Origin of the sequence: Phenylobacterium sp. LjRoot219 (assembly GCF_964252995.1) — a bacterium.
Taxonomy (GTDB): domain Bacteria; phylum Pseudomonadota; class Alphaproteobacteria; order Caulobacterales; family Caulobacteraceae; genus Phenylobacterium.
The window spans coordinates 3,040,419-3,065,505 of the sequence record NZ_CAXUQI020000001.1 but is presented as its reverse complement, the minus strand read 5'-3'; the positions used below and the strand labels follow the sequence as shown (position 1 = coordinate 3,065,505).

Annotated in this window: 26 protein-coding genes and 1 pseudogene; 12 read left to right on the top strand and 15 right to left on the bottom strand. The window is 71.6% G+C overall.

Features of this window, described 5'->3' with window-relative positions; all coding sequences use genetic code 11:
- Positions 1-174: 174 nt before the first annotated feature.
- The 8 genes from ACSQ14_RS15035 to ACSQ14_RS15000 form a co-directional block, all read right to left on the bottom strand.
- Entirely contained in the window at positions 175-1,122 is a 948-nt protein-coding gene (locus tag ACSQ14_RS15035; protein WP_436014148.1) for a prephenate/arogenate dehydrogenase family protein, read from the bottom strand.
- The gene (gene hisC, locus ACSQ14_RS15030) at positions 1,119-2,249 is read right to left on the bottom strand and encodes a histidinol-phosphate transaminase (RefSeq protein ID WP_436014146.1); all 1,131 of its coding nucleotides are present in this window, start codon (positions 2,247-2,249) and stop codon (positions 1,119-1,121) included. The genes ACSQ14_RS15035 and hisC overlap by 4 nt, the downstream gene beginning before the upstream one ends.
- Positions 2,250-2,299: 50 nt before the next feature.
- Positions 2,300-3,100 (bottom strand): chorismate mutase, encoded by an 801-nt coding sequence (locus ACSQ14_RS15025; protein ID WP_436014144.1) that lies wholly within the window; start codon positions 3,098-3,100, stop codon positions 2,300-2,302.
- An 89-nt stretch (positions 3,101-3,189) separates the two neighbouring features.
- Positions 3,190-6,054: a TonB-dependent receptor gene (locus ACSQ14_RS15020; protein WP_436014142.1), complete on the bottom strand. Its 2,865-nt coding sequence runs from the start codon at positions 6,052-6,054 to the stop codon at positions 3,190-3,192.
- Positions 6,055-6,088: 34 nt separating this feature from the next.
- Complete coding sequence (locus ACSQ14_RS15015; RefSeq protein ID WP_436014140.1) at positions 6,089-8,086, bottom strand: ATP-binding protein; 1,998 nt, start codon at positions 8,084-8,086, stop codon at positions 6,089-6,091.
- 69 nt (positions 8,087-8,155) lie between these two features.
- The gene (locus ACSQ14_RS15010; protein WP_436014138.1) at positions 8,156-8,380 is read right to left on the bottom strand and encodes a hypothetical protein; all 225 of its coding nucleotides are present in this window, start codon (positions 8,378-8,380) and stop codon (positions 8,156-8,158) included.
- Positions 8,381-8,475: 95 nt separating this feature from the next.
- Positions 8,476-8,664, bottom strand: coding sequence for a hypothetical protein (locus tag ACSQ14_RS15005; protein ID WP_436014136.1), 189 nt, complete (start codon positions 8,662-8,664; stop codon positions 8,476-8,478).
- A gap of 55 nt (positions 8,665-8,719) precedes the next feature.
- Positions 8,720-8,962 (bottom strand): hypothetical protein, encoded by a 243-nt coding sequence (locus tag ACSQ14_RS15000; protein ID WP_436014134.1) that lies wholly within the window; start codon positions 8,960-8,962, stop codon positions 8,720-8,722.
- 126 nt (positions 8,963-9,088) lie between these two features.
- Between ACSQ14_RS15000 and queC the strand changes: the two genes are divergently transcribed.
- From queC to ACSQ14_RS14980, 4 genes are all read left to right on the top strand, one after another.
- Entirely contained in the window at positions 9,089-9,826 is a 738-nt protein-coding gene (queC, locus tag ACSQ14_RS14995; RefSeq protein WP_436014132.1) for a 7-cyano-7-deazaguanine synthase QueC, read from the top strand.
- A complete protein-coding gene (gene queE, locus ACSQ14_RS14990) occupies positions 9,823-10,455 on the top strand; it encodes a 7-carboxy-7-deazaguanine synthase (RefSeq protein WP_436014130.1) in 633 nt (210 codons plus the stop codon). Before queC ends, queE begins: the two co-directional genes overlap by 4 nt.
- A 31-nt stretch (positions 10,456-10,486) precedes the next feature.
- Positions 10,487-10,864 carry a 6-pyruvoyl trahydropterin synthase family protein gene (locus tag ACSQ14_RS14985; protein WP_436014128.1) on the top strand — a complete coding sequence of 126 codons (378 nt, stop codon included), beginning with the start codon at positions 10,487-10,489 and terminating at the stop codon, positions 10,862-10,864.
- Between the two features lie 154 nt (positions 10,865-11,018).
- Entirely contained in the window at positions 11,019-11,618 is a 600-nt protein-coding gene (locus tag ACSQ14_RS14980) for a phasin family protein (RefSeq protein ID WP_436014126.1), read from the top strand.
- Positions 11,619-11,742: 124 nt separating this feature from the next.
- Here the strand turns inward: ACSQ14_RS14980 and aroC are convergent, their stop codons facing one another.
- Entirely contained in the window at positions 11,743-12,864 is a 1,122-nt protein-coding gene (aroC, locus tag ACSQ14_RS14975) for a chorismate synthase (protein WP_436014125.1), read from the bottom strand.
- 48 nt (positions 12,865-12,912) lie between these two features.
- Positions 12,913-13,743, bottom strand: coding sequence for a CopD family protein (locus ACSQ14_RS14970; protein WP_436014123.1), 831 nt, complete (start codon positions 13,741-13,743; stop codon positions 12,913-12,915).
- A 94-nt stretch (positions 13,744-13,837) separates the two neighbouring features.
- On the opposite strand from ACSQ14_RS14970, the gene pdxH reads away from it, so the two are divergent.
- Positions 13,838-14,503: a pyridoxamine 5'-phosphate oxidase gene (pdxH, locus tag ACSQ14_RS14965; RefSeq protein ID WP_436015436.1), complete on the top strand. Its 666-nt coding sequence runs from the start codon at positions 13,838-13,840 to the stop codon at positions 14,501-14,503.
- Positions 14,500-15,978 (top strand): AAA family ATPase, encoded by a 1,479-nt coding sequence (locus ACSQ14_RS14960; RefSeq protein WP_436014121.1) that lies wholly within the window; start codon positions 14,500-14,502, stop codon positions 15,976-15,978. The genes pdxH and ACSQ14_RS14960 overlap by 4 nt, the downstream gene beginning before the upstream one ends.
- Here the strand turns inward: ACSQ14_RS14960 and ACSQ14_RS14955 are convergent.
- Complete coding sequence (locus ACSQ14_RS14955; protein WP_436014119.1) at positions 15,968-16,948, bottom strand: FUSC family protein; 981 nt, start codon at positions 16,946-16,948, stop codon at positions 15,968-15,970. The genes ACSQ14_RS14960 and ACSQ14_RS14955 overlap by 11 nt on opposite strands.
- Positions 16,949-17,139: 191 nt before the next feature.
- Here ACSQ14_RS14955 and greA point away from each other — a divergent pair, with 191 nt between their 5' ends.
- Positions 17,140-17,619, top strand: coding sequence for a transcription elongation factor GreA (gene greA, locus ACSQ14_RS14950; protein WP_436014117.1), 480 nt, complete (start codon positions 17,140-17,142; stop codon positions 17,617-17,619).
- 59 nt (positions 17,620-17,678) lie between these two features.
- Here greA and ACSQ14_RS14945 read toward each other — a convergent pair whose 3' ends face one another.
- The gene (locus ACSQ14_RS14945) at positions 17,679-18,299 is read right to left on the bottom strand and encodes a CAP domain-containing protein (protein ID WP_436014115.1); all 621 of its coding nucleotides are present in this window, start codon (positions 18,297-18,299) and stop codon (positions 17,679-17,681) included.
- A 218-nt stretch (positions 18,300-18,517) separates the two neighbouring features.
- Between ACSQ14_RS14945 and ACSQ14_RS14940 the strand changes: the two genes are divergently transcribed.
- The 3 genes from ACSQ14_RS14940 (at position 18,518) to ACSQ14_RS14930 (ending at position 21,543) form a co-directional block, all read left to right on the top strand.
- Positions 18,518-19,516 carry a zinc-dependent alcohol dehydrogenase family protein gene (locus ACSQ14_RS14940; RefSeq protein WP_436014113.1) on the top strand — a complete coding sequence of 333 codons (999 nt, stop codon included), beginning with the start codon at positions 18,518-18,520 and terminating at the stop codon, positions 19,514-19,516.
- Positions 19,517-19,561: 45 nt separating this feature from the next.
- Entirely contained in the window at positions 19,562-20,365 is an 804-nt protein-coding gene (locus tag ACSQ14_RS14935; protein WP_436014111.1) for an SDR family NAD(P)-dependent oxidoreductase, read from the top strand.
- A gap of 227 nt (positions 20,366-20,592) precedes the next feature.
- Entirely contained in the window at positions 20,593-21,543 is a 951-nt protein-coding gene (locus ACSQ14_RS14930; protein ID WP_436014109.1) for a glycosyltransferase, read from the top strand.
- Positions 21,544-21,547: 4 nt separating this feature from the next.
- Here ACSQ14_RS14930 and ACSQ14_RS14925 read toward each other — a convergent pair whose 3' ends face one another.
- Together ACSQ14_RS14925 and ACSQ14_RS14920 are read right to left on the bottom strand one after the other, a co-directional pair.
- On the bottom strand, positions 21,548-22,444 hold the full coding sequence (locus ACSQ14_RS14925; protein WP_436014107.1) for an MBL fold metallo-hydrolase: 897 nt from the start codon (positions 22,442-22,444) through the stop codon (positions 21,548-21,550).
- Between the two features lie 5 nt (positions 22,445-22,449).
- Complete coding sequence (locus ACSQ14_RS14920; protein ID WP_436014105.1) at positions 22,450-22,860, bottom strand: TIGR01244 family sulfur transferase; 411 nt, start codon at positions 22,858-22,860, stop codon at positions 22,450-22,452.
- A gap of 299 nt (positions 22,861-23,159) precedes the next feature.
- Between ACSQ14_RS14920 and oppB the strand changes: the two genes are divergently transcribed.
- Together oppB and ACSQ14_RS14910 are read left to right on the top strand one after the other, a co-directional pair.
- Complete coding sequence (gene oppB, locus ACSQ14_RS14915; protein WP_436014103.1) at positions 23,160-24,083, top strand: oligopeptide ABC transporter permease OppB; 924 nt, start codon at positions 23,160-23,162, stop codon at positions 24,081-24,083.
- Positions 24,080-24,985, top strand: a complete 906-nt coding sequence (locus ACSQ14_RS14910; RefSeq protein ID WP_436014101.1) for an ABC transporter permease — start codon at positions 24,080-24,082, stop codon at positions 24,983-24,985. Before oppB ends, ACSQ14_RS14910 begins: the two co-directional genes overlap by 4 nt.
- On the opposite strand, the pseudogene ACSQ14_RS14905 reads toward ACSQ14_RS14910, so the two are convergent.
- Positions 24,939-25,082 (bottom strand): annotated as a pseudogene (locus tag ACSQ14_RS14905) (hypothetical protein); the annotation flags it as partial. The gene ACSQ14_RS14910 and the pseudogene ACSQ14_RS14905 overlap by 47 nt on opposite strands.
- Positions 25,083-25,087: the final 5 nt, after the last annotated feature.

Here is a 25,087-nt window from a genome sequence, read left to right as displayed (position 1 = left end):
TGATCCTCCCGGTTGCCCAACCATAGCCGTCATCCCGGAAAGCCGCGCGAGCGGCTTGTCCGGGACCCAAGCACACGGCGGGGACGGAGAGGGCGCGACGACGCGTGAGGGATCTGCTGCGCCGTGTTCTCGGGTCCCGGTCTTCGCTGCGCGAAACCGGGATGACAGCCGAGGTTAGGGCGTCCGGTGGTCGCGGCCGAAGTTGGCTTCGGGGGTTTCCTGGCCGGCGGCGACGATGCCGCGGCGGATGGCGCGGGTGCGGGTGAAGAGCTCGAACAGCTTGTCCCCCTCGCCCCAGCGGATCGCCCGCGACAGCGCCTGCAGGTCCTCGGTGAAGCGGCCGAGGATCTCCAGCACCGCGTCCTTGTTGGCCAGGAAGATGTCGCGCCACATGGTCGGGTCGGAGGCGGCGATGCGGGTGAAGTCGCGGAAGCCGCCGGCGGAATACTTCATCACCTCGGCCTGGGTGACCTCCTCCAGGTCGGCGGCGGTGCCGACGATGTTGTAGGCGATCAGGTGGGGCAGGTGGCTGGTGACCGCGAGCACCAGGTCGTGGTGCTTGTCGTCCATCCGGTCGACGTTGGCGCCGAGGGCGCGCCAGAAGTCGACCAGCTGCTGCGCGGCCTCGAGGTAGGGATCGTCCTCGCGCGACAGCGGGGTGAGGATCACCCAGCGGTTCTGGAACAGCTCGGCGAAGCCGGCGTCGGGGCCGGAGTATTCGGTGCCGGCGATCGGGTGGCCGGGGACCAGGAAGACGCCATCGGGAATCAGCGGCGTCAGCACCTCGGCGACGGCGGACTTCACCGAGCCGACGTCGGTCACCGTGGCGCCCGGCTTCAGCGCCGGGGCGGCCTGAGCCAGCGCGCCGCTCATCGCCAGCACCGGCACCGCCAGCACCACCAGATCGGCGTCCTTGACGGCCTCGGCCGGGTCGGCGGTGACCAGGTCGGCGTAGCCGAGCTCCTGGATGCGCGCGCGATGCTCGGCCGAGGCGTCGGCGACGGCGACGTCGCCGACCACGCCCGCGGCGCGGGCGGCGTGGATCACCGACGAACCGATCAGGCCGCAGCCGATCACCGCCATCCGCGGGTACATGACGCCCGTTTTCAGGTTGCGGCTCATCGCTTGAAGAAGTCCGTCAGGGCGTCGATCACGGCGCGGTTGTGCTCTTCCAGGCCGATGGTGATCCGCAGGTGGTCGGGCAGGCCGTAGTTGGTGACGCCGCGCACCAGCAGGCCCCTGGCGGCCAGGAAGGCTTCCGCCTCGACGGCGGTGCGGCCCGCGACCTTGGGGAAGCCGACCAGCACGAAGTTGGCCGCCGAGGGGCGGACCACGTCGAGGCCGAGGCCGCCGAGCTGCTGCTCGAACCACGGCCGCCATTGGTCGACCAGGGCGATCGAGCGGGCCTGGAAGTCGTCGTCGGCCAACGCCGCGACGGCGGCGCGCTGGGCCGGGATCGAGGTATTGAACGGCAGGCGGATGCGGTCCATGGCGGCGATGATCTCGGCCGGGCCGTAGCCCCAGCCGACGCGCAGGGCCGCCAGGCCGTGCAGCTTGGAGAAGGTGTGGGTGACGACGACGTTGCTCGCCGTGCGGGCGTATTCCAGCCCGTCGTTGAAGCTGGGGTCGGTGACGAACTCGGAATAGGCGCCGTCGAGCACCAGCACGACGCTGGGCGGCAGCGCCTCGTGCAGCCGGCGGACCTCGGAGAACGGGATCCAGGTGCCGGTCGGGTTGCCCGGGTTGGCGAGGAACACCAGCCGGGTGCGCTCGTCGACCACCTTGAGGATCTCGTCGACGTCGATGCGATAGTCCGGCTCGCGGGCGATCTTCACCTCGGCCTGGCAGGCGTAGGCGCCGATGGCGAAGGCGGCGAAGGCGAACTCGCCCTGGACGATGTTGTCGCCAGGCTCGAGGAAGGTCTGGTTGAGGATCGCGAAGACCTCGTCCGAGCCGCAGCCGAAGATCAGCCGCTCCGGCTCCAGGCCGTACGTCTCGGCGATCGCGGTGCGCAGGATGGTGGTGCGGCTGTCCGGATAGACGTGCAACTCGTTCACGGCGCCGGCGTAGGCCTCGCGCGCCCGTTCGCTGGAGCCGAGGATGTTCTCGTTGGCCGACAGCTTGATCGGGTTCTCGACCCCTTCGGCCTTGGCTTTGCCGGGGACGTAGGCGTGGATGTCGAGGATGCCGGGCTTGGGAAGGGGGCGCGAGGCGCGCCCGCGGTCGCTGGGCGTGGGAGATCCGGACATCTGACGAACCGTAAGGAGAACCGAGCCTTGAGCAGGCTGAGGCTCGCCTCTTACACGTCCAGCGGCGCCGGCGCAGCCCCGATGACGCCGGAAAGCCGGCCCGGCGCGCGGGCCAGCCGCGGATCGTCGGGCTGGTAGAATCCGGAGAGGACGAACAGCTTCAGACCGCCGGCCTCCAGCATCAGGGTCGCGGCGACCCCGTCGCGGCTCAGCGCCTCGACGATCGCCCCGGCGCCCTGGGGCGCGTCGGTGACCCAGAAGGTGCGGTCGTCGCCGGTCGGCTCGATCTCGACGTCGGCGACGCCGAGCGCGGTCAACGGACCCCAGGCGGCGAGGCACGGCAGGGTGGTGAAGACCTTCAGCCGCGGCTCGGCCAGCAGCCGGCCCCACCAGGCGTTGTCGGGGGTCAGCGCGGCGACCGCGACGCCGCCGCGGCCGCGGGCGGCGGCCAGCGCATCCTCCGGCTTGGCGACCTGACTGATCGGCGGCGCCGCGCCGAAGCGCATGCGGGTCAGCTCCATCACCCGGCCGGGATCCTTGCCGCCCCAGACGCTGACGTGGAACGGGCCCTGCAGGCTGAGGCTGTCGGCCATCAGTTCGCGCCAGATGCGCACCACCAGCGGCGGACGGGCGGCGACGCGGCGGGTCCCGAGCAGCTTGCGCAGCACCTGAGTCTCGCGGGCCGGGCGCAGGCCGAAGCGTTCGGTGTCGCCGGCGGCGGCCTTGGCCGCGGCGACTTCGCGGGCCAGCGCCGAGCGCTCGTCGACCAGCTTGAGCAGTTCGGAGTCGATGGCGTCGATCCGCGCGCGGACGTCATCCAGCGACGGCGGCGCAGGCGTCTTCTCGGCCATGTTCTCCCCCGCATTGGCGGGGACCGCGGCGCCCCCGAAAATTCAGCGTTGCGGTTAGGTCATCGGCGGCGGGGGCGCAAGATGCGCGATCAGAAGCGTTTGGTCACAGCCACGCCGTAGGTGCGCGGGTCCAGGGTGAAGGTGTTGGTGAACAGCCCCGAGGAGTCGTCGGTCAGGTAGATGTCGGTGATCGGCGTCTCGTCGGTCAGGTTCTTGACGTACAGCAGCACCTCGAGGTCCCGGGCGGGGCCCTGGAAGCTGAGCGTCGCATTGACCAGCGGATAGCCCTTCAGCTTGTCGCTTTCGGAGTTGAAGATCCGCGCATAGCTGTCGCCCTGCCGGTAGTAGTCGCCGCGCAGGGTCGCGCGCCATGCGGCGACGTTCCAGCTGTACTGGGCGCCGAACGAGACGGTCCACTCCGGCGCGTTCGGCAGGCGGTTGCCGCGCAGCGACACCGGCACGCCCTGGCCGACCTGCACGATGGAGTTGGCCGCCGGCGCGTTGTTGACCGCGATCGGGGCGGTGACGAGGTTCGTGCCGGCGTAGTTGTAGAGCCCGAGCGCGGAATAGGCGCCCGAGCAGGCGGCGAGCAGCGCGCCCGGATTGCCGGTCACGCCGCGGATGGCGGGCGCGCCGGGCAGCCCCTGCTGGATGGCGACGAGCGTGGCCAGGGCCGCGCGGTTGACGACGCAGTTCGAGGCGTCCTGCGCCTTCATCACCGCCAGCCGCGGATCGCCCTGGGTGCGGTTGAAGGTGTCGATCACCGCCCCGTCGCGGATCGTCGTCTTCAGCCAGCCGGCGGCCAGGTTGAGCTGCAGGTCGGCGACGGGTTCCCAGACGCTCTCGAACTCGAGGCCGTAGATCTGGGCGTCGATGTTCTGGTTGACCGACGACTTGTTGATCGTCCCGGCCACCTGGTAGCCGTCGTAGTTGTAGTAGAAGCCGGTCAGATTGAGCGCGAGCCGCCCGCCGGCGAGGATGTTCTTGGTCCCCATCTCGAAGGCGTCGACGTGCTCCGGCGCGAAGGTTTGCGGCACCGAACCGCAGCCCGGGCTCTGCAGGTCGCAAGGGGTGTTGAAGCCGCCGCCCTTATAGCCGCGCGAATAGCTGGCGTAGACCATGCTGTGGTCGGTGAAGCCGAGCGTCGGCGTCCACTCCAGATTGAGCCGGCCGGTGGTCGAGGTGTCGTTCTCGGTGAGCAGCGGCGCCGGCGGATGGCCGCGGCCGCCGTTGAAGGCGGGATTGACCCGCGTGCCGGAGGCCGGCGGGGTCGCCGCCAGGGTCGGCGGCGCGAGCAGGGTGATCGGGCTGGGTTCGCTGGCCTTGCGCGCGTCGGTCACCCGCAGCCCGCCGGTCAGCTTCAGCGCCGCGGTCGGCCGCCAGATGAGCTCGCCGTAGACCGAGCTCGAGCGCATGCGGTTGGCGCTCTGGTTGTCGTAATAATTGTGTCCGGTCCCGTCCGGCGGGAAGGCCGGGTCGACGTAGTACGGGACCAGGCCGCTGGAGGCCGCGGCGGCGTTCTGCACCTTGGCGAAGGCGGTGAGCCCGTTCGACAGCACGTAGTAATGGCTGTCGACCGAGAATTCGCGGTGCGCCGCGCCGAGGGTGAAGTCCCAGGCCCCGTCGAAGTTCGAATAGAGCCGGACCTCCTGGAAGAACTCCTTCGACCGCGTCGGATAGTAGTCGAACCCGCGCAGGGCGTTGGCGCGGCCGACCTGGCCGTCGTCGACATAGCCGCCGGGGAACAGCGCCGCCGCCGGCCCGACCGGCGTGAACGGGACGCTCGGCGTGACCCGCAGGTAGTCCTGGTAGGAATAGGCGTGGTCGTAGTTGAAGGCGGTCAGCGACTGCAGCGTCAGGCCCGGTCGAAGGCGCAGCTTGGCGTCGATCTGGAAGAGGTTGGTGCGCACCGCATAGAGCGGATCGCGGACCGCTTCGATGTGGCGCAGGTCGGGATCCTGCACCCGGCCGGCGAAGACGTCGCCGGGGGCCATGCCGATCAGCGGCAGGGTGATGCCGGCGAGCGTCGCCAGCGAGTTCACCGCCCCATAGGCGTCCGGCGAATAGCGGGATCCCGGCTGGCAGCCCTGGCTCAGGTAGCCGCGGTTGACGCCCAGCACCGGCACGGCGCCGATCGAGGCCGGCCCCGGATCGTGGATGCAGAGTTGCTTGCCGACCCTCGTGCGGCTGTCCTTCTCGTTGAAATGCTCCCACATGACGTTGAGGTCGAGGACCTCGTTGGGCTGCAGCCGGAAGCTGGCGCGGAAGGCCTGGATGTCGCGGTCGTCGATGTCGTTGCCGGTCACCGTGTTGGTGGCGAAGCCGTCGCGCTTCAGCGCGAAGCCGGCCAGCCGCAGCGCCATCATCTCGTTCAGCGGCAGGTTCAGCGCGCCCTGCAGGCGCACCGTGTCGTAGTTGCCGTACTCGGCCGTGACCGAGCCTTCGAAGCGGTCGGTCGGGCGGACGGTGAGGACGTTAACTGCACCGCCGGTGGCGTTGCGGCCGTAGAGGGCGCCTTGCGGGCCGCGCAGCACCTCCACCCGCTCGACGTCGAAGAACTGGGCGTCGGCCAGCCGGCTGAAGGTCAGCGGCGTGGCGTTGACGTGCACGCTGACGCCGTACTCGCCCGACAGGCCGATGAACTTCGAGCCGATGCCGCGGATCGACAGGTTGTAGGTGCCGAAGTTCGAGCGCGAGAAGTTGGTGTTGGGGATCGCCCGGAAAAGTTCGCTGGGCCCGTCCAGCCGCGAGGCCCGCAGGGTCTCGGCGGAGAAGGCCGACACCGCCATGGGGACGTCCTGCAGCGCCGCTTCGCGGCGCTCGGCCGTGACGATCAGCTCGTCCACCGCGACCGCCTCGTCGGCGCGCGCCGCCGCCGGCGCGGCCCAAACGCCCAGAGCACTCGCGCACGCGCCCGCAATCAGCAGGCGCCGATAACCCAGACTCGAAAACATGCACTCCCCCATCCGGGGAACGCATACCCTCAGTTCAGCCAGAGGTGGAGCTTAACCTTACCGCCGGCATGCGCGACGCGACCACTGGTCGCGCGGCGGCCGCCTCCGCCACCCGCTCCAGCAGCGCGTCGGCGAGGATCGGCTTGGAAAGGTGGGCATCGGCGCCGGCGTCGAGCGAGGCGCTGACATGCTCGGGCATGGCGTTGGCGGTGAGCACGCAGATCGGCGTCGCATCGGCGCCGACAGCGTACTCGAGCTTGCGGATCTCGCCGATGGCGGTGAGGCCGTCCATCACCGGCATCTGCATGTCCATCAGGATCAGGTCGAAGGCCCGGTCGCGGAAGGCGTCGACGGCGTCGGCGCCGTTCTCGACGCAGGTCAGCTCGACCCCGGCGGCGCCGAGGATCAGCTCGACGACGCGGCGATTGGTCGGGTGGTCCTCGGCCAGCAGCACGCGCATGCCGAGCAGCGGATCGGCCGTGGCCTCCGGTTCGGCCTCCTCGCACCACAGGTCGAAGGCGCCGACGCAGCGCGGCAGCTCGATGGTCAGGATGAAGGTCGCGCCTTCGCCCGGCTCGGCGTCGGCCTCGAGCCGGCCGCCCATGGCTTCGGCCAGCGAGCGCGAGATCGACAGCCCCAGGCCGGAGCCGCCGAAGCGCCGGGTGATCGATCCGTCCGCCTGCTCGAAACGCGAGAACAGCCGGGCCTTGGTCTCGGCGTCGAAGCCGATGCCGGTGTCGCTCACCTCGAAGCGCAGCACCGAGCTGGTCTCGCCGCGGCGGGCGTCGACCTTCAGCCGGACCCGTCCGGAGGCGGTGAACTTCACTGCGTTGCCCAGCAGGTTCGAAAGCACCTGCCGCAGCCGCGCGGCGTCGCCGACGTAGGCGCCCAGGGCGCCCGGCGCGATCGCCACCTCCAGGTCGAGCCCCTTGGCCTGGGCCGCGGCGTCGAACAGGGCGGTGCAGGCGTTCACCGAGGCGGCCAGGTCGAACGCCTCGGGCCGCAGCTCCATCTTGCCGGCCTCGATGCGGGCCAGGTCGAGGATGTCGCTGAGCAGGGTCTCCAGCGTCTTGGCCGAGGTCTCGATCAGCGAGACCATCTCCTGCTGCTCGGCCGACAGCGTGGTCTTGGCGAGCGCGCCTGCCACGCCCATCACCCCGTTCAGCGGGGTGCGGATCTCGTGGCTCATGTTGGCGAGGAACTCCGACTTGGCGCGGTTGGCGGCCTCGGCTTCCTCGGCGGCGCGCTGCAGCGCCTTGGCCGACTCCCGCAGTTCGGTGACGTCCTCGGCGATCCACAGCAGCTGGCGACGCCCGCGGCCGTCGCGGAAGATGATGTGCTTGATGCGCGCGACGCGGCCCTGCGACGGGCCGTCGGTGTACTCCTGCTCGGTCTCGATCACGCCGCCGGCCGCCTCGGCCTCGCGGATGTAGTGTTCGAGCTTGGCGAGCCGTTCGGGCGGCAGCACCTCGCGATAGCGGCGGCCGACCGAGGCGCCGAGATGGTCGGCGGCGCCCTTGATGACGCCGGCGTTGAGCATGGCGATCCGCTCTTCCTCAAGGTCGAGCAGGGTGATCTGCGCCGGCAGGTTGTCGACCACGGCGCGGAGCTGGGCCTCGGACTCCGCACGCGCCTCGCGCGCCTCGACCTCGGCGCTCATGTCCTGGTGGACGAGCAGGGCGGCGAACGGCTGGTCGGCCTCGTCGCGCCACAGGGTCGCCTGGCTGCGCAGGCTGATGCGATGGCCGCTGGGAAGCTGCAGGGTGCGTTCCAGCTCGACCATCGGCTCGCCGGCCAGCAGCCGGTCGAGGATGTCGCGCATCGCCGCCGCGGCTTCGGGAAGGATGTCGGCGACCTCGCGGCCGATGACGTCCTGCGGCCGCACGTCGGTGGCCTCGACATACATCCTCACGAACGACGGGCTGAACTCCAGGACCCGTCCGTCCAGGCCCAGCAGCGTGAGGAGAATGGGTGCGCCAGCCACGAAGCGCCGCGCGGCGGCCGTCGGGCCCGACGAGGTGGCCTCGGTCATGGTTTCCCCCTGTCGGCGCGGAGATTTAAACGGATCTGCTTAATTTTTGGCGCCTGCCTAGTCGGCGGCCTAGAAGGTGTCCCAGTCGTCCGCGGGGGCTTTGGCGAGCTTCTCGGCCGCCGGCGCATAGGCCTGCCAGCGGGCGCAGCTCCAGCGTCCGGTCACGGCGCACTGCTGCGCCAGCGCAACCTCGCCGGCCGCGCAGTCGATGCGCTCGTCGGGGTCCCAGCCTTCCGACGCGCAGAGTTCGCGCGCGAAGGCTTCGATCTCCGGTGATAGGCGTGTCGCTTCCATCACGATCCTGGCTACATCAACAGGGTATGTGGAAGGTTTACGCGCGCCGGGTCGCTGCGCAGGGCCATTCGGTCCCGGTTTAGCGGGACGCGGGCCTAGTGGCGGACGGTTGGCCCGGGGGCGTCGTCCGGGGCGGGCGGCTCGCGATTGCGTTCCAGCCGTTCAGCAAGGCGGCGGAGTTCCGCCGCCTTGGCGGTCAACCACTGCTTGTCGGCGTGGTAGCTCACCACACGGGCCATCAACTCGGCCTCGGCGGCCTCTTTGCGGAGTTGCTCTGGGGTCACCCGGAGGAAACCCGTTCAACATTTGTCAGTTCCCGCGGCGTTCGGTCGCGGCGCCTCAGGCGTGGCCGGTGGGGTCAATGATCGCGTCGTCGTCCTCTGCGCTGCGGCGCGCCAGGGCTTCGGCGCGCAGCTTCTGTTCGATGCGCCGGCCCTCGGGGCTGTTGGCCAGTTCGATCGGATCGGAGAAGGGGCGGGCCTCCGGTCTGACGGTCTGATCGCCGCCGGTCTGCGCCGAGGCGCCCCGCAGGGCGTGATCATAGGGTTCGCCGCCGGTCGCGGGTCCGACTGGATGCCCCATCTTGCCGTCTCCTAATCGTCCATAAGACAAGGAACCTGAGGCGAGGCCGCGCTGTTCCCTGCTTTCGCGCCGCAGGTCGCGCCCGACGTCTTCCCCCGCGCGCGCCCAGCGCGCATATGGGGGCCGATGAACCAGACTTCGGGCGCGCTCGTGCTGTTTTCCGGCGGACAGGATTCCGCCGTCTGCCTGGCCTGGGCGCTTTCCCGCTACGACCGCGTCGAGACGGTCGGCTTCGACTACGGCCAGCGGCATTCGGTGGAGCTCGAGGCGCGCGACGAGGTTCGCGCCGCGTTCGTCCGGGCGTTCCCGGAGTGGCGCGCGCGGCTGGGCGAAGACCACATGCTGGAGATGCGCGGGTTCGGCGCGGTGGCGCAGAGCGCGCTGACCGCCGACCGGGCGATCGAGCTGACCGACAAGGGCCTGCCGTCGACCTTCGTGCCCGGCCGCAACCTCGTCTTCCTGGTCTACGCCGCGGCGCTGGCCGACCGGCGCGGCCTGCCGAGGCTGGTGGGCGGGATGTGCGAGACCGACTTCTCCGGCTACCCCGACTGCCGGCGCGACACGCTAGACGCCATGCAGCAGGCGCTGAACCTCGGGATGGCGCAGGACTTCGTGGTCGAGACCCCGCTGATGCGGCTGACCAAGGCGCAGACCTGGGCGCTGGCGAAAGGGCTGGGCGGCGAGCCGCTGGTCGAACTGATCGTTGGCGACAGCCACACCTGCTATCTCGGCGAGCGCGGCCAGCTGCACCCTTGGGGCCACGGCTGTGGGACCTGTCCGGCCTGCGAGCTGCGCGCCCGTGGCTGGGAGACCTGGGTCGCCGAGGGGCGGCCGGCGCTCTCCGCCGAGGAGGCCGCCCGGTGAGCTACGCGGTCAAGGAGATCTTCCTGACGCTGCAGGGCGAGGGCGGCCAGGCCGGCCGGCCAGCGGTGTTTTGCCGCTTCGCCGGCTGCAACCTCTGGTCCGGCCGCGAGGAGGACCGGGCCGAGGCGGTCTGCACCTTCTGCGACACCGATTTCGTCGGCATGGACGGGCCGGGCGGCGGCCGGTTCGCCGACGCCGAGGCGCTGAGCGCCGCGGTCGAGGCCGCCTGGCGCGGCGGGCCGGGCGACCGGCTGGTGGTGCTGACCGGCGGCGAGCCCTTGTTGCAGGTCGACGCCGACCTGATTGCGGCGCTGCACGCGCGCGGCTTCGAGATCGCCATCGAGACCAACGGCACCCTGGCCGCGCCGGCCGGGCTGGACTGGATCTGCGTCAGCCCGAAGGCCGACGCCGCCCTGACGCAGACCCGCGGGCAGGAGCTAAAGCTGGTCTTTCCGCAGCCGGGCGTCGATCCGGCGCGGTTCGAGGCGCTCGATTTCGAGCGTTTCCTGCTGCAGCCGATGGACGGGCCGGACCGGATCGCCAACACCGAGGCGGCGATCGCCTATTGCCTCGCGCACCCCCGGTGGCGTTTAAGCGTGCAGACGCACAAATATCTCGGCATCGCCTGAGGCTTTACCCAGGCCCTCGCCCAACACTCTCATGAGCCCAGCCATCTTCGAGATCACCAAGGCCGCCGGCTTCGACGCGGCGCACAACCTGCCCGACGGCGGTCCGGCGGGAAGCCCCTACACGCGGCTGCACGGCCATTCGTTCCGGGTGGAGGCGACGGTGCGCGGCCAGGCTGCGCCGCCGGTCGGCTGGGTCGCCGACCTCGGCGAGCTCGACCGGGCGCTGAAGGCAGTGGCGGCGGAGCTGGATCATGGCCTGCTCAACGAGAAGCCCGGGCTGGAGAGCCCAACGCTGGAGAACATCTGCGTCTTCTTCGCCGGGCGGCTGCAACCGCAGTTTCCGGGCCTGTGCCGGGTGACGGTGTCGCGGCCGACGATCGGCGAAAGCTGCACCTACCTGGTCAGCTGATCCCCGCGCGCGGGAGATTTCCGTCGGGCGTGGAACTGCACGCGCCGACGTCGGATTGGGACACGAAGATGCTGCAATGCGGCATCAGCGTGCGATGCGTTCAAGCCGGACCATCCCACCCGCCCCGTGCGGGCCTCTGACCGAGGAGCATCCCATGGCAGATTCCGACACCCCCGCGTCGAAGAGCGGCGCCGACGCCGCGATCGAGGCCGCCCGTGTGGCCGCCGAGGCCGGGACGCGGCAGGCTAAGGAAAGCGCCCGCGCCGCCGAGGCGGTGGCGGCGAAGACGGCGGAGGCCGGCCGCGCCGCCGCCAAGGCCAACAGCGACATCCTGCGCAGCCAGATGGAGACCGCCGAGCAGGCGGTGCGCTCCGGCCTGGAGGCGAGCGTGCGCAGCTTCGAAGGCATGAGCCAGAACTGGACCCGCGCGCTCGGGGCCGCCGCGCCGAACCCGGATCTGGCCGAGAAGTCGGCGCAGAACGTCCAGGTGGTGTCGCAGGCCTCCACCGTACTGGCGAAGGGCGCGCAGGACGCGTCGCGCGCCTGGCTCGAGCTGACCCAGCGGGCGATGCGCACCAACCTCGAAGCGCTGAGCCAGCTGGCGGCCTGCCGGACGATGCAGGAGGTGGTGACGCTGCAGAGCAACCTGCTGCGCGACAACCTTCAGCAGGCGATCGAGAGCGGCGAGATCATCGCCCGCGTCTCGTCGGACACGATCCGCGAAGCCACCCGGGCGATGCAGCCGGGCGCCTGAGCCCTTGATGCTCCCCCTCAGGGGGAGCTCCCGCGAAGCGGGTGAGGGGGTTCACGCGCACAGCGCAGCTGGCTTCAACCCCCTCCGGCCTGCGGCCGCCTCCTCCTGAGGGGGAGGATCTACGCTACCGCCGCGCCGTCTCGCCGGGGTGGAAGGCGCCGCCGCCGGTCTGGGCGCGGTGGCGCAGGAAGGCGTCAGCCAGCACGCAGGCCATCATCGCTTCGACCACCGGCACGGCGCGGATGCCGACGCAGGGGTCGTGGCGGCCCTTGGTGCGCAGCTCGAGCTCCTCGCCCGCCTCGTTCAGCGTCTGCCGCGGCGTGAGGATCGACGAGGTCGGCTTGAAGGCGACGCGGGCGGTGACCGGCTGGCCGGTGGAGATGCCGCCCATGACGCCGCCGGCGTTGTTGGCCAGGAACTCCGGGCCATCCGGGCCGGCGCGCATCTCGTCGGCGTTCTCCTCGCCGGAGAAGGCGGCCGAGGCGAACCCGGCGCCGAATTCCACGCCCTTGGAGGCGTTGATCGACATGAAGGCGGCGGCCAGCTCGGCGTCGAGCTTGCCGTAGAGCGGCGCGCCCCAGCCGGCGGGGACGCCGAGCGCCTCGACGGCGACGACCGCGCCGGTGGAGGAGCCGGCCTTGCGGACCTTCTCCAGGTGCTCTTCCCACACCGGGACCATGGCCGCGTCCGGACACCAGAACTGGTTGTTGGCGGTCTCGGCCCAGTCGATGCGCGCGGGATCGACCGCGTGCGGGCCGATCTGCACCACCGCACCACGGATCTCGACGCCGGGAATGATCTTGCGGGCGATGGCGCCGGCGGCGACGCGGGCGGCGGTCTCGCGGGCCGACTGGCGGCCGCCGCCGCGGTAGTCGCGCACCCCGTACTTGGCGAAATAGGCGTAGTCGGCGTGGCCGGGGCGGAAGGCCTGGGCGATCTCGGAATAGTCGCGGCTGCGCTGGTCGACGTTCTCGATCATCAGCGAGATCGGCGTGCCGGTGGTGAGCTGGCCGGGCGTGCGCTCGTCGCCGAACACGCCGGAGAGGATGCGTACGGCGTCCGGCTCCTGGCGCTGGGTGACGAACTTGCCCTGGCCGGGGCGACGCTTGTCGAGCCACGGCTGGATGTCGGCTTCGGTCAGCGGAATGCCGGACGGGCAGCCGTCGACCACGCAGCCTAGCGCCGGGCCGTGGCTCTCGCCCCAGGTCGTCACGCGGAAGAGGTGGCCGAAGGTGTTGTGCGACATGGTCCGGCTATTAGCGGAACCGCGTCGGCGGAACAAATCGCCCGGTGATCAGAAGGCCGGATCCATCAGGCCGAGCTGGGCGACGACCGCCAGCAGGGCGAACGCCAGCAGCTGCTCCGTCGCCAGCGACCACCAGAGGACCTTCTTCGCGCCGGCCGGGTTGCGCGCGGCGAGCGGCGTCAGCCCCCAGCGGTTGAGGCTGGCCACCGCGCCCAGGCCGAGCACCAGGGCGAGCTTGACGCCGAAGGCGGTCAAATAGGCCTTGCCGGGCGGGCCGCCGGCCAGGCTGACCACCACGGCGGCGACCACCAGGCCGGTGGTGGCCAGGGCGAAGACGGCGCCGATCGCCATCTTGCCGAAGGCGCGTAGGGTGCGCTCGGGCTCGGCGCCGGTGCGCAGGGCGGCGATCAGCGGGAATAGGCCGCCCAGCCAGACGCCGGCGAACAGCAGGTGCAGCGCCATCACCGCGACCCGGGTCGCCCCGGCGAAGCCGCCGATGGTCGAGGCGTGGCCGACGAAGGCCAGGCTGACCAGCAGGCCGCCGGTGATCAGGGCGCGGACCTTCGCCGGCGGCTGCGGCGCGAAGGCGAGACCGGTCAGCAGCAGGCAGATCGCCACGGCCGCCGAGAGCCCCAGGCCCGAGGGCGTGGCGAAGGCGAACAGGGCGAGGCCGGCGTAGTCCGCGGCCGCCGGGGTCTGGCTCCACAGGCCGAGCAGCCAGACCAGGCCGGCGACTGCGGCGACGGCGGGCACAGAGATGCGGATCGCGGTCGGCGCCCGCGGGCGCTCGACCCAGGGGACGTAGAGCGGAAAGCAGGCGGCGCCGAACAGGCCGACGGCGAGGGCGAGCATGCCGAAGCGCGCAATCACGAGATCCATGCCGCTCCTTGCGGTAGAGGTCGGGCGAGAGCAAGCCTCGACGGCGACGCAGCACTGGGCGGCGCCCGCGCCGATCCTGCGCTATATCCCCCGGATGACCGACAAGAGCCTGATCCCGCCGTCGCCGAGCGAGGACGAGTACGTCCGCCAGGTCGTGACCGCCGAGCCGCCGCCGCTGCTCTCCGAGGCCGATCCGATGGCGCTGTTCGACGCCTGGCTGAAGGAGGCCGGCGAGAAGGAGCCGAACGATCCGAACGCCGTGGCGGTGGCGACCGTCGACGAGGACGGCCTGCCGGACGTGCGCATGGTGCTGTTGAAGGACGCCGACGAGCGCGGCTTCGTCTTCTACACCAACATGGAGAGCGCCAAGGGGCGGCAACTGGCGGCCGATCCGAAGGCCGCGCTGCTGTTCCACTGGAAGTCGCTGCGTCGTCAGGTGCGGGTGCGCGGGCCGGTGTCGGTGGTCAGCGAGGCGGAGGCCGACGCCTACTGGGCGACACGGGCCCGGCCGGCGCAGATCGGCGGCTGGGCCTCGCAGCAGTCGCGGCCGCTGCCGGACCGGCTGGCGCTGGAGAAGCGGATCGGCGAGTACGGCCTGCGCTTCGGCCTGGGCAAGGTGCCGCGGCCGCCGCACTGGTCGGGCTTTCGCGTGACGCCGCAGGTGATCGAGTTCTGGCGCGACCGGCCGTTCCGGCTGCACGAGCGGCTGGTGTTCGAGCGGGCCGCCGGCGGCTGGACCACCCAGCGGCTCTACCCTTGAGCGCAGATCCGCAGGCCGAAGCCGGCGGCTGGCTCGAAGCCCGTTCCGAGCGGGTGGTGGAGACCGCGCTGGCGCGGGTGTTCCTGACCCCCGACGCCGCCTTCAAGCAGAAGCGCGCGGTGCGCTTCGACTATGTCGACTTCACGACGCCTGCGCAGCGCTTCGCGGCGCTGGCGCGCGAGCTCGAGTTCAACCGGGCGACGGCCCCGGACATCTACCGGGCGATCCGGCGGATCACGCGGGCGCCGGACGGCGGGCTGGAGTTCGACGGGCCGGGCGAGGAGCTGGAGCGGGTGCTGGAGATGCGCCGCTTCGCCGACGATGCGGTGCTGGCGGCCAATCCGGATGCGCTCGACGGGGCGATGGCCGAGGCGCTCGGTCGGACGATCGCGCGGATGCACGCCGAGGCGCCGCGGCGGACCGGCTCGGGCCTGGCCTACACGGTGCCCTCGAACGCCTCGGTGCTGCGCGCGCTGGCGACGGAGCTGGGCGAGGCGGCGGTCGAGGCGCTGATTGTCGCGACCGAGGCGGAATACGCGCGGCGGCGGCCGCTGTTGGAAGCGCGGGCGCAGGCGGGCTTCTCGCGCCGCTGTCACGGCGACCTGCACCTGGGCAACATCCTGGTCGAGCAGGGGCGGCCGGTCCCGTTCGACTGCATCGAGTTCAACGATGCGCTGAGCGACATCGACGTGCTCTACGACCTCGGCTTCCTGCTGATGGATTTGGACTTCCGCGGCCGGCGCGCGGCGGCGGTGCGGGTGCTGTCCGGCTATCTCGACGAGGCCGCGCGGCGTTTTCCGGAAACGTTGTGGGCGGGGCTGGCGGCGCTGCCGCTGGTGCTGTCGGTGCGCGCGGCGGTGCGGGCCCACGTCTGCGCCCACAGCGGCGAGGCGGCGCTGGGGCGGCGCTACCTGGCGGCGGCGCAGGCGCACCTGGCCCCGGCGCGACCGGTGCTGGCGGCGGTCGGCGGGCTGTCGGGCTCCGGCAAGTCGAGCCTGGCGCGGCGGATCGCCCCGGCGCTGGGCGCGGCCCCTGGCGCGGTGATCCTGCGCAGCGACGAGATCCGCAAGCGCCAGGCCGGCGTAGGGCCGACCGACCCGGCGCCGCGGAGCGCCTACAGCGCGCCCGCGGACGCGGCGGTGTTCGCGGCGCTGTTCGATACGGCGGAGATCCTGCTGAAGGCCGGGCGGGCGGTGGTGCTCGACGCGACCTTCATGCGCCCGGAGCTGCGGCGGCGGGCCGAGGCGGCGGCGCAGGCCGCGGGCGTCGCCTTTCACGGCCTGTGGCTGGATGCGCCGGCCGCGGTGCTCGAGGCGCGGGTGGCGGCGCGCAGCGGCGACGCCTCGGACGCTGATGTCGCCGTGCTGCGCAGCCAGCTGACGCGCGACCTGGGGGCGATGGACTGGCGGGTGCTCGACGCCTCCAGCCCGATCGAGACGACGGCTGAAGCCTGGCTGTCGGAGATCAGCCGCTGAGCCGGGCCGCCCGTCCGCCGAGCCGGTCGAGCGCGAGCGCGGCCATCCCGAGCACCCCGCCGAGGATGGTGGCCACCACCCGATCGCCCGCCACCAGCGGGCCGCCCAGCGAAAACAGCAGGATGATGAAGCTGGTGACGCCGGCGGAGAAGGTCCCGTAGTTCACCCATTGGGCGGCGTAGGCGCACCAGGCGGCGGCGGCGATCAGCAGGATGAGGGCCGGCGGCTCCGGCCGCAGAAGCGCCGCGATCAGGGTGGCGGCGCCAGCCCCGACCAGGGTGCCGACAATCCGTTGCAGGCCGCGGACGACCGTCTCGGTCCCGCCGCGACGCAGGACCAGCAGCACGGTCAGCGCCACCCAATAGCCGTGCGACAGACGCAGGTGCTGCTCGAGGAGCACCGCCCCGGCGGTCGCCAGCCCGAGGACCACGGCGTAGCGCATCTCAGGCGATCCCAACCGGAAGACCCGCCGGCCCTGGGCTTCCCATTCGACCCGTCCCTGCGGCGGCGGGGTGGCGTTGGGCGCGGAGAGCGGCGGAAAGCCTCGCGGCACGAGCGTGCGGAGCGCCGAGACGCTGAAGCTCTGGACCAGGCCGCCGCCGAGCACCAGCAGGGCGCGGTCGGCAGCGTCCTGAAGGCCCGCCGGCCGGGAGCTGGCCAGCACCAGGAAGACCGCGCCCTGCAGCAGCACCCACCAGGGTCCGGTCCCGAAGCTGGCCGCCAAGCCGAGGCTGAAGGCTCCGAGACCGACGGCGAGCGCATAGAGCGGAGGATCGACGCCCAGCAGCGTGCCCACGGCCGTGGCGAGCGCCATCACCAGCGACGCGAGCAACATCGGCGCGATGCGGAAGTTGGTGACGTGCTGAAAGGCCCCGAAGCCGCTGGTGAAGGCGCCGCCGGCGGCGAGCGCCGCGGGCCCAGGCTGGCCAGCCGCGACGCCGATGCTCAGCACCAGCGCGAGCGCGGGCATGCCGTAAAGCGCCGGTATCGGGTGGAAAGCGCTCCACCGCTGGCCGATCGCCGTTCGGGCCTGCCCTCTGAGGCCGGGGGGCGGTTCGGGATCCTGCGCGGGCGGCGGGGTGGGCATGCTAGGCCAAACGCCTTGCGGTCAGGCTTGCTCCTGGGCTTCCCTCGCGGGCCCGCCATCCCTAGATCACGTGCATGGCAGTCGCTTTCACCCGCGAGGAAGACTACGAGGCCCGCGCCGCGGACCTGCCCGATCGTCCGATCTCGCCGCATCCGAACCTGGTCACGGCCTCGGGGCTCGACGCCATCGAGGCCGAGCTGGCGGCCGCGCGCGCGGCCTACGCCGCGGCCCAGTCCGAGGGCGGCATCAGCGCCGACCGCACGGCGATGTCCCGGGCGACGCGCGACCTGCGCTACTGGTCGGCGCGCCGCGGCAGCGCCCAGCTGACCGAGCCGGAGGACGCGGCCGGGACCGTGCAGTTCGGCCGCACCGTCGAGGTCGAGCGCGAGGACGGGCGGCGGCAGAGCTTCCGCATCGTCGGCGAGGACGAGGCTGACCCGGCCCGCGGCAGCATCTCCTACGTCGCGCCGCTGGCCCGCGCGCTGCTCGGCAAGGCGGTGGGCGACGTCGTCGAGGTCAACGGCGGCGAGGTCGAGGTGATGGCGGTGCGCTAGCCACCACCCGGTCATCCCCGCATTCGCGGGGACGAGCGGAAGGAAGGGGGGGCGGGCGTTCAATCCGCCCCGCGCCGCATGATCGCCCCGGCGTAGTCGATCACGCACATGTCGCCCCAGCGGGCGTGGGCGCCGCAGGCGACGCCGGCGGCCTGGTAGGCGCGGCTGAAAACGTCACGGCGGTGGCCGCGATTCGGCACCCGGCTGTCGACCACCAGCTGACGGACCACGTCGCGCGGATTCTCCTGACCATAGGAAATGCCCTCCGCCGTGATGCCGGCGTACAGGCCCTGGGCCTGGATCCGCTGGCTCAGGCCGCCGGAGCCGCCGTGGCCGACGTCGCCGCGCGGACCTTGGCGGGCCACGTGCCGGCGGGCCGCGGCGGCGAGGCGCGGATCGTGCGCCAGCGGCGGCAGCGGCGGCTGGCGCATCAGGAAGTCGATCGCCTCCTCCACAGCGTGCGGGTCTTCCTGGGACATGCCGTAGCCGTCGTCGCCGTAGCGCGCGTCGCGGACCTGCTGGCGGCGCAGCTCGCGGGCGAGGGCGCGGGGATTGGCGCGCGCCTCGTTGATCTCGGCGAGGACGGCGTTTTCGAAGCCGCCGGCGCGGACCGGCGTCGGCGTGACGAACAGAAGCGGCAGAGCCAGGAGGCCCAGCCAAGCGGAGGTGCGCGCACGCATGCGTGAATGTCTCGCGGCAGAAAGCGTCCCCCGATCACCGGCTACCACAGTCAAGGTTTAGGCCGCCCTGCGGCCTATGGTTTCAGCGGGCTTCGGCATGTGTTTCGCGGTGATCGCCGCGGCGGAATGTACGGGCGAGGGCTAGCTCGCGGCCGGCGCGGACCTTAGGGTGCCGGCGAAGTTTTCAGCGGATAACAAAAGCTCAGGGAGGTCGGTCGATGGCTGTGAAGGCTGCGTACGCCAAAGGGGGCGCCGGCATTGACGCGGTGCAGGTCCGCGAGACGGCGATGCCCGCGCCCGGCGCCGGCGAGGTGCTGGTGCGGCTGGCTGCGGCGACGCTGAACTTCCGGGACCTGCTGTTCTCCAAGGGCGTGCTGCAGAACATGACCAAGCAGCCGGAGTACGTGCCGCTGTCTTGCGCCACCGGCGAGGTGGTCGCTGTGGGCGCGGGCGTCGACGGGTTCCAGCCCGGCGAGCGGGTCAACCCGACCTTCGTCCAAGGAGTGGCGCGCAGCGAGGGAATGTCGGCGCAGATGCTGGGCGGCACCGCCGACGGGGTGGCGCGCACGCATGCAGTGTTCCCGGCGATCAGCCTCTGCAAGGTTCCCGACGAACTGGGCGACCTGGAAGCCGCGACCCTGGCGTGCGCCGGGCTGACCGCCTGGAGCGCGCTGTTCGGCGCCCGGCCGATCCAGGCCGGCGAATGGGTGCTGGTGCAGGGCACCGGCGGGGTCTCGCTGGCCGCCCTGCAATGGGCGAAGGCGGCGGGGGCCAATGTCGTCCTGACCTCGTCCTCAGACGCCAAGCTGCGCCGCGGCGCAGCGCTGGGGGCCGACGTCACCATCAACTACAAAACGAACCCGGACTGGGCCCAGGCGGCGCGCGCCAAGCTGGGCGGCAAGGGCGTCGACATCGTCGTCGACGTCGCCGGCGCCCAGGACCTGGCGGGCTCGGCCGCGGTGGTCAACGACGGCGGGATCATCGCCGCCATCGGCATGCTGGGCGGGGAGTTCAGCTGGGGCAAGGACATCGGCAAGACCATCGTGCCGATCGCCGTCGGGTCGGCGGACCAGCATGACGCCATGCTGGCCTTCGCCGCCAAGCACCGCATCCGGCCGGTGGTCGATGTGGTCTACGACCTTGACCGCATCCAGGACGCGCTACGGCGCCTGGAGAGCGGCGCCTTCTTCGGCAAGGTCGGCGTCAACCTGCTCTGACGCCAGCATAATCCAATTCGTAATTTCCAACGTGGGTGAACAAATATGATCGGCGAAGATCCGCTGGACCTTGGCGGCCAGGTGGCCCTGGTGACCGGCGCGGGCCAAAGCGTCGGCCGTGAAATTGCGCTGACGCTCGCGCGGCACAACGCCGGCGGCGTGGCGGTCAACGACTTCGTGCTGGAGCGCGCCGCCGCGGTCGCCGCCGAGATCGAGGCGCTGGGCGTGAAGGCGGTTCCGGTGTCGTTCGACGTCGGCGACCTGGAAGCGGTGCGCGCGGGCTTTGCGACGGCGGCCGAGAAGCTCGGCCCGGTCACCCTGCTGGTGAACAACGCCGGCAACGCCGGGCCGAACGCGCAGATCGGCCTGTCCCCGGAGTTCTGGGAGACCGACGCCAGCGAGTGGGACCGCTACTTCCGCACCAACACCTTCGGCGTGATGAACTGCTGCCACGCCGCGATCCCGGGGATGATCAAGGCCGGCAAGGGCCGGCTGGTAACCATCGTCTCCGACGCCGGCCGGGTCGGCGAGCCGCGGCTCGCGGCCTATTCCGCGGCCAAGGCGGCGGCTGGCGGCTTCGTGCGGGCGATCGCCAAGGAGACCGGCCGCTACAACATCACCTCCAACGCCATCGCGCTGTCGGCCATCCTGCCGCCGATGGAGGAGGAGAAGGCGCGGGCGTTCGAGGAAAGCGACCAGGCCAAGCGGCAGGTGTCGCGCTACGTGATCCGCCGCTTCGGACGGCCGAACGACGTCGCCGGCATGGCCGCCTTCCTCTGCTCGGACGCGGCGGCCTTCATCACCGGCCAGACCATTCCGGTGAACGGCGGCTACACCTTCGCCGTCTAGGTCAAAAAGAGACCCCGACCTTCGGGGGAAGGTCGGGGCCATGCCGATGCTGACGGGGGCATCGGCGGAAGGCGGGGCACATTCGGGCTCGTCCCACCGCCTTCAACGGGGCCGTCCCGGGAGGAGACAACCCCGGGCCGGATGAGCCATGTGTTGCATATTGCGTTCCAGCCACGGCGGCGGCGCGCGAGTTGACGAATCCGGACGCGGGCCGGCTTTGTGCCCCTATGGCGCGGATCGTCTATCTCCTGCTCACCAACAACGGCGTCGCCGGCGGCCAGAAGGTGATCCTGCGGCACGTCGAGGCGCTGGTCGAACTCGGGTTCGACGCGGTCTGCCACGCGGCGCGCGACACCGCGCCGCCGACCTGGCTCGAACACCGGGCGCCCATCGTGCGTGGCGAACCGCTCCGCGACGACGACATTCTCGTCGTGCCGGATGACGGCGTGCCGGCGCTGGGCGTGGCGGCGCAGCGGGCGCAGCGTTCGGTCGTCTTGTGCCAGTCCTCGGCCCCCTATCTGGCGCTGGGCGGCCTGGCGACGCTCGCGCAGCATCGGGAGCGGCTGTCGACCTTCCTCTCGGTGGCGCCGGCGCATAGCGCCACGCTGCGGCGGCTGTTCCCGAAGGCGGCGATCGAGACCGTGCGCTGTTTCGCCGACGAGCGGCTGTTCCGGCCCGGCGAGAAGCAGTTCACCGGCGCCATGGTTTCCCGCAAGCGCGCCGCCGAGGCGGCCGCCATCCGCGCGCTGAGCCTGCACCTGCATCCGGCGACCGGAGACCTGGGTTGGGTTCGGCTGGAGGGCGCGACGGAAGCCCAGGTGGCCGGCGCATTCGCCAGCGCCAGCGTCCACCTCAGTCTCAGCCGGATGGAGTCGGTCGGGCTGACCACGCTGGAGGCGCTGGCCAGCGGCTGTGTCTGCGCCGGCTTCACCGGGATCGGCGGGCGGCAGTACGCGACGCCGGACAACGGCTTCTGGGTCGATGAGGACGACTGCCTAGCGGCGGCGGACGCGCTGGCGCAGGCGATTGCGCTGGTCCGCGCCGGCGGCGCGCCGCTGCGCCGCTACGTTGAGGCGGGGCTGGCGACGGCGCAGCAGTGGACCTACGCGGCGTTTCGCGAGGACCTCGAGGCGGCCTGGTCGCGCATCGCGCCCGACGCGCGGATCGGCGCGCGCTGAGGGCTCAGGCCAGGCGGTACTCGCCGCCCGGCTGCGGCGCGCCCTCGGTGCGGATCTTTCCGCGGCGGACCAGGTCGATCATGTGCGCCAGCATCGAGCGGGCGGCGGCCGGGTGCAGCCGCGGGTCGACGTCGGCGTACAGCCGCGGCACCAGGTCGGCGATGCGGGCCGGGCCGGCCGCCAGCGCCTGCAGGATCTGGGTTTCGCGCGCCCGGCGGTGGGCGACATAGGCGTCGAGGAAGGGTGCGACCTCGCGCACCGGCGGGCCGTGGGTCGGCCAGAGGGTGGAAAAGCCGCGGCCGCGGATCCGCTCCAGGCTCTCCATGTAGTCGGTCATGTCGCCGTCGGGCGGGGTGATCACCGTGGTCGACCAGCCCATCACGTGATCGCCGGTGAAGAGGGCGTTCTCTTCCGCCAGCGCGTAGCAGATGTGGTTGGAGGTGTGGCCCGGGGTCGGGATCGCCTCCAGCGTCCAGCCGGGGCCGGCGATGCCGCCGCCGGCGCAGGTGCTGACGTCCGGGGCGAAGGCCATGTCGGCCTCGGCTTCCAGGCGCACCTCGTCGGGGTCGGCCTCCGGCGGCGCAGCCACGGCGCAGCCGTAGACGGTCGCGCCGGTGCGCGCCTTCAGCGGGGCGGCGAGCGGCGAGTGATCGCTGTGGTGGTGGGTGATGACGATGGCGACGATCCGCTCGCCGGCGGTCGCCGCGAGGATCGCCTCCAGGTGTTCGGGCAGGTCGGGGCCGGGGTCGATCACCGCGACCTCGCCGCGGCCGACGATGTAGGTGCCGGTGCCGAGATAGGTGAACGGGCCGGGATTGTTGGCGATCACCCGGCGGATCAGCGGCGAGACCTGGTCGACGCGGCCGTACTCGAACTCGAGCTGGCGGACGTAGGGGATCATCGCGCTCAGCCGGGCAGGACGCCGCTGAGGTCGTAGCCGGCCTCGCGGCCCAGCTTGACCAGCTCGTCGCGGGTGCGTTCGCCCGCCAGCGCCTCGCCGATCGCCCAGGTGACGATCGAGCGGGTGCCGGAGCGACAGAAGGCCAGGGTCGGGCCGTCAGAGTCGGCGATCACCCGGCGCTGGGTGTCCACCTGCTCGTGCGTCGGCCCGCCGCGCACCGGGATGTGCACATAGGCGATGCCGGCCTGGGCGGCGGCGGCCTCGAATTCGCGGCTCGGCGGCTGGCCGGGCTCCTCGCCGTCGGGGCGGTTGTTGATGATCAGCCGGAAGCCCTGGCGCGCGGCTTCTTCGACATCGTCGAGCGCGATCTGCGGGCTGACGGAAAGCTGGTCGGTGACGCGACGGAACTGGGTCATGCGGCTCTCACATCTCTGGCGGGCCCGTATCGACAATCGGGCGCGTTCGGCCCGCAAAACCGGTGGCCGCTTTTGCGGAACGCGCCCCGGTTTGACATCAATCCGACGGGGAGGGAAGGTCGCCGGGCAAGCCCGCAACGTCAGGCCGCGAGGGCGACCGCGATGTCGAAACGCCCCCTCCGTCTCGCGCCTGCGGCGCGATCCACCTCCCCCGCTTCGCAGGGGAGGTGCGAACGCCGCAGCTCCCCCGCCTGCGGGGGAGCTGTCAGCGAAGCTGACTAAGGGGGCGCTCGGACCAAATGCTCCGCTTTATCGGCCGGCGATTGCTGGTCGCGATCCCGACGCTGTTCCTGGTGATCACGCTCGCCTTCTTCATGATGCGCGCAGCGCCGGGCGGGCCGTTCGACTCCGACCGCAAGCTCTCGCCTGAGATCGAGGCCAATGTGCTGGCGCGCTACGGCATGGATCGGCCGCTGGGGCAGCAGTACCTCGCCTATGTCGCCGGGGTCGCCCGCGGCGATTTGGGGCCGTCACTGAAGTACAAGGACAAGAGCGTCCTGCAGATCCTGCAGGAGAACGCGCCGGTCAGCCTGAAGCTTGGCGGGCTGGCGATCGCGCTGGCCGCGACCCTCGGCGTCAGCCTCGGCGTGCTGGCGGCCGCCCGGCAGAATGGCGGGCTCGACCATCTGGTGATGGGGGTTGCGGTGCTGGGGGTCTGCATCCCGACCTTCGTCACCGCGCCGCTGCTGGTGCTGGTGTTCGGCTCCAAGCTGGGCTGGCTGCCGAGCGGCGGCTGGAACGGCGGGGCGCCGCTCAACCTGGTCCTGCCGGTGATCGTGCTGGCCCTGCCGCAGATCGCCATCATCTCGCGCCTCACCCGGGCGGGGATGATCGAGGTGCTGCGCTCCAACTACATCCGCACGGCGCGCGCCAAGGGGCTGCCCGAGCGGCGGGTGATCACCCGCCACGCGCTGCGCGCGGCGCTGCTGCCGCTGGTCAGCTACCTGGGGCCGGCCTGCGCCGGCCTGCTGACCGGCTCGCTGGTGGTGGAGAAGATCTTCAACCTGCCGGGGCTGGGAAAGTTCTTCGTGCTGAGCGCCCTGCAGCGCGACTACACCGTGGTGATGGGGATGGTGATCGTCTACGCCGCCCTGATCCTGCTGCTGAACCTGCTGGCGGACCTGCTCTACGCCGCGCTCGATCCGCGGGTGCGGCTGTCGTGACCGTGCGGCTGTTCAATTCCAGGCGCGGCGGCGAGACGCTGGAACGCGCGGCGACCCGCGGCCGCAGCCTGTGGGAGGACGCCGGCCGGCGGCTGCTGCGCAACAAGGCCGCGGTCGGCAGCATGATCGCCCTGGCCCTGCTGGCGGTCGCGGCGCTGCTCGGCCCCTACCTGACCAGCTTCGCCTACGACGAGGTGCGCAAGGCCGACGTCTGGCTGCCGCCGCTGACCGGCGGCCACCTGCTGGGCACCGACGCGCTCGGCCGCGACCTGCTGGCCCGGCTGCTGATGGGCCTGAGGGTCTCGCTGGCGATCGGGCTGGTGGCGACCGCGGTGTCGCTTGTGATCGGCGTCGCCTGGGGCGCGACCGCGGGCTTCGTCGGCGGGCGCACCGACGAGGCGATGATGCGGGTGGTCGACGTGCTCTACTCGCTGCCGTTCATCTTCTTCGTGATCCTGCTGATGGTCGCCTTCGGCTCCAACCTGGTGCTGATGTTCGTGGCGATCGGCGCGGTCGAGTGGCTGACCATGAGCCGCATCGTCCGCGGCCAGACGCTGGCGCTGAAGCAGAAGGAGTTCGTCGAGGCCGCCCGCGCCGCCGGCTTGAGCAACGCCGCGATCATCGGCCGGCACATCGTGCCGAACCTGCTCGGGCCGGTGGTGGTCTATGTGACGCTGACCATCCCGGCGGTGATCCTGGCGGAGAGCTTCCTAAGCTTCCTGGGACTGGGCGTGCAGCCGCCGATGGCCTCGCTCGGCGGGCTGATCGCCGACGGCGCGCAGCAGATGGAGCTGGCGCCCTGGCTGCTGATCTTCCCCTCGGCGGCGATGATCGTGACGCTCGCCAGTTTCAACTTCATCGGCGACGGGCTGCGCGACGCGATCGATCCGAAGGACCGGTGAGCCCGTCATCCCGGACGGCCTGGAAGGCCGATCCGGGACCCAGGGGCCGTGCGCACCGCCCTGGGTCCCGGCTCTCCGCTTCGCTCCGGCCGGGATGACGGT

What these genes read in the sequence shown, in the direction of transcription:
- ACSQ14_RS15035 (WP_436014148.1), bottom strand. Translation starts at nt 1,122, where the DNA reads ATGAGCCGCAACCTGAAAACGGGCGTCATGTACCCGCGGATGGCGGTG.
- hisC (WP_436014146.1), bottom strand. Translation starts at nt 2,249, where the DNA reads ATGTCCGGATCTCCCACGCCCAGCGACCGCGGGCGCGCCTCGCGCCCC.
- ACSQ14_RS15025 (WP_436014144.1), bottom strand. Translation starts at nt 3,100, where the DNA reads ATGGCCGAGAAGACGCCTGCGCCGCCGTCGCTGGATGACGTCCGCGCG.
- ACSQ14_RS15020 (WP_436014142.1), bottom strand. Translation starts at nt 6,054, where the DNA reads ATGTTTTCGAGTCTGGGTTATCGGCGCCTGCTGATTGCGGGCGCGTGC.
- ACSQ14_RS15015 (WP_436014140.1), bottom strand. Translation starts at nt 8,086, where the DNA reads ATGACCGAGGCCACCTCGTCGGGCCCGACGGCCGCCGCGCGGCGCTTC.
- ACSQ14_RS15010 (WP_436014138.1), bottom strand. Translation starts at nt 8,380, where the DNA reads ATGGAAGCGACACGCCTATCACCGGAGATCGAAGCCTTCGCGCGCGAA.
- ACSQ14_RS15000 (WP_436014134.1), bottom strand. Translation starts at nt 8,962, where the DNA reads ATGGGGCATCCAGTCGGACCCGCGACCGGCGGCGAACCCTATGATCAC.
- queC (WP_436014132.1), top strand. Translation starts at nt 9,089, where the DNA reads ATGAACCAGACTTCGGGCGCGCTCGTGCTGTTTTCCGGCGGACAGGAT.
- ACSQ14_RS14985 (WP_436014128.1), top strand. Translation starts at nt 10,487, where the DNA reads ATGAGCCCAGCCATCTTCGAGATCACCAAGGCCGCCGGCTTCGACGCG.
- ACSQ14_RS14980 (WP_436014126.1), top strand. Translation starts at nt 11,019, where the DNA reads ATGGCAGATTCCGACACCCCCGCGTCGAAGAGCGGCGCCGACGCCGCG.
- aroC (WP_436014125.1), bottom strand. Translation starts at nt 12,864, where the DNA reads ATGTCGCACAACACCTTCGGCCACCTCTTCCGCGTGACGACCTGGGGC.
- ACSQ14_RS14970 (WP_436014123.1), bottom strand. Translation starts at nt 13,743, where the DNA reads ATGGATCTCGTGATTGCGCGCTTCGGCATGCTCGCCCTCGCCGTCGGC.
- pdxH (WP_436015436.1), top strand. Translation starts at nt 13,838, where the DNA reads ATGACCGACAAGAGCCTGATCCCGCCGTCGCCGAGCGAGGACGAGTAC.
- ACSQ14_RS14955 (WP_436014119.1), bottom strand. Translation starts at nt 16,948, where the DNA reads ATGCCCGCGCTCGCGCTGGTGCTGAGCATCGGCGTCGCGGCTGGCCAG.
- greA (WP_436014117.1), top strand. Translation starts at nt 17,140, where the DNA reads ATGGCAGTCGCTTTCACCCGCGAGGAAGACTACGAGGCCCGCGCCGCG.
- ACSQ14_RS14945 (WP_436014115.1), bottom strand. Translation starts at nt 18,299, where the DNA reads ATGCGTGCGCGCACCTCCGCTTGGCTGGGCCTCCTGGCTCTGCCGCTT.
- ACSQ14_RS14940 (WP_436014113.1), top strand. Translation starts at nt 18,518, where the DNA reads ATGGCTGTGAAGGCTGCGTACGCCAAAGGGGGCGCCGGCATTGACGCG.
- ACSQ14_RS14935 (WP_436014111.1), top strand. Translation starts at nt 19,562, where the DNA reads ATGATCGGCGAAGATCCGCTGGACCTTGGCGGCCAGGTGGCCCTGGTG.
- ACSQ14_RS14930 (WP_436014109.1), top strand. Translation starts at nt 20,593, where the DNA reads ATGGCGCGGATCGTCTATCTCCTGCTCACCAACAACGGCGTCGCCGGC.
- ACSQ14_RS14925 (WP_436014107.1), bottom strand. Translation starts at nt 22,444, where the DNA reads ATGATCCCCTACGTCCGCCAGCTCGAGTTCGAGTACGGCCGCGTCGAC.
- ACSQ14_RS14920 (WP_436014105.1), bottom strand. Translation starts at nt 22,860, where the DNA reads ATGACCCAGTTCCGTCGCGTCACCGACCAGCTTTCCGTCAGCCCGCAG.
- oppB (WP_436014103.1), top strand. Translation starts at nt 23,160, where the DNA reads ATGCTCCGCTTTATCGGCCGGCGATTGCTGGTCGCGATCCCGACGCTG.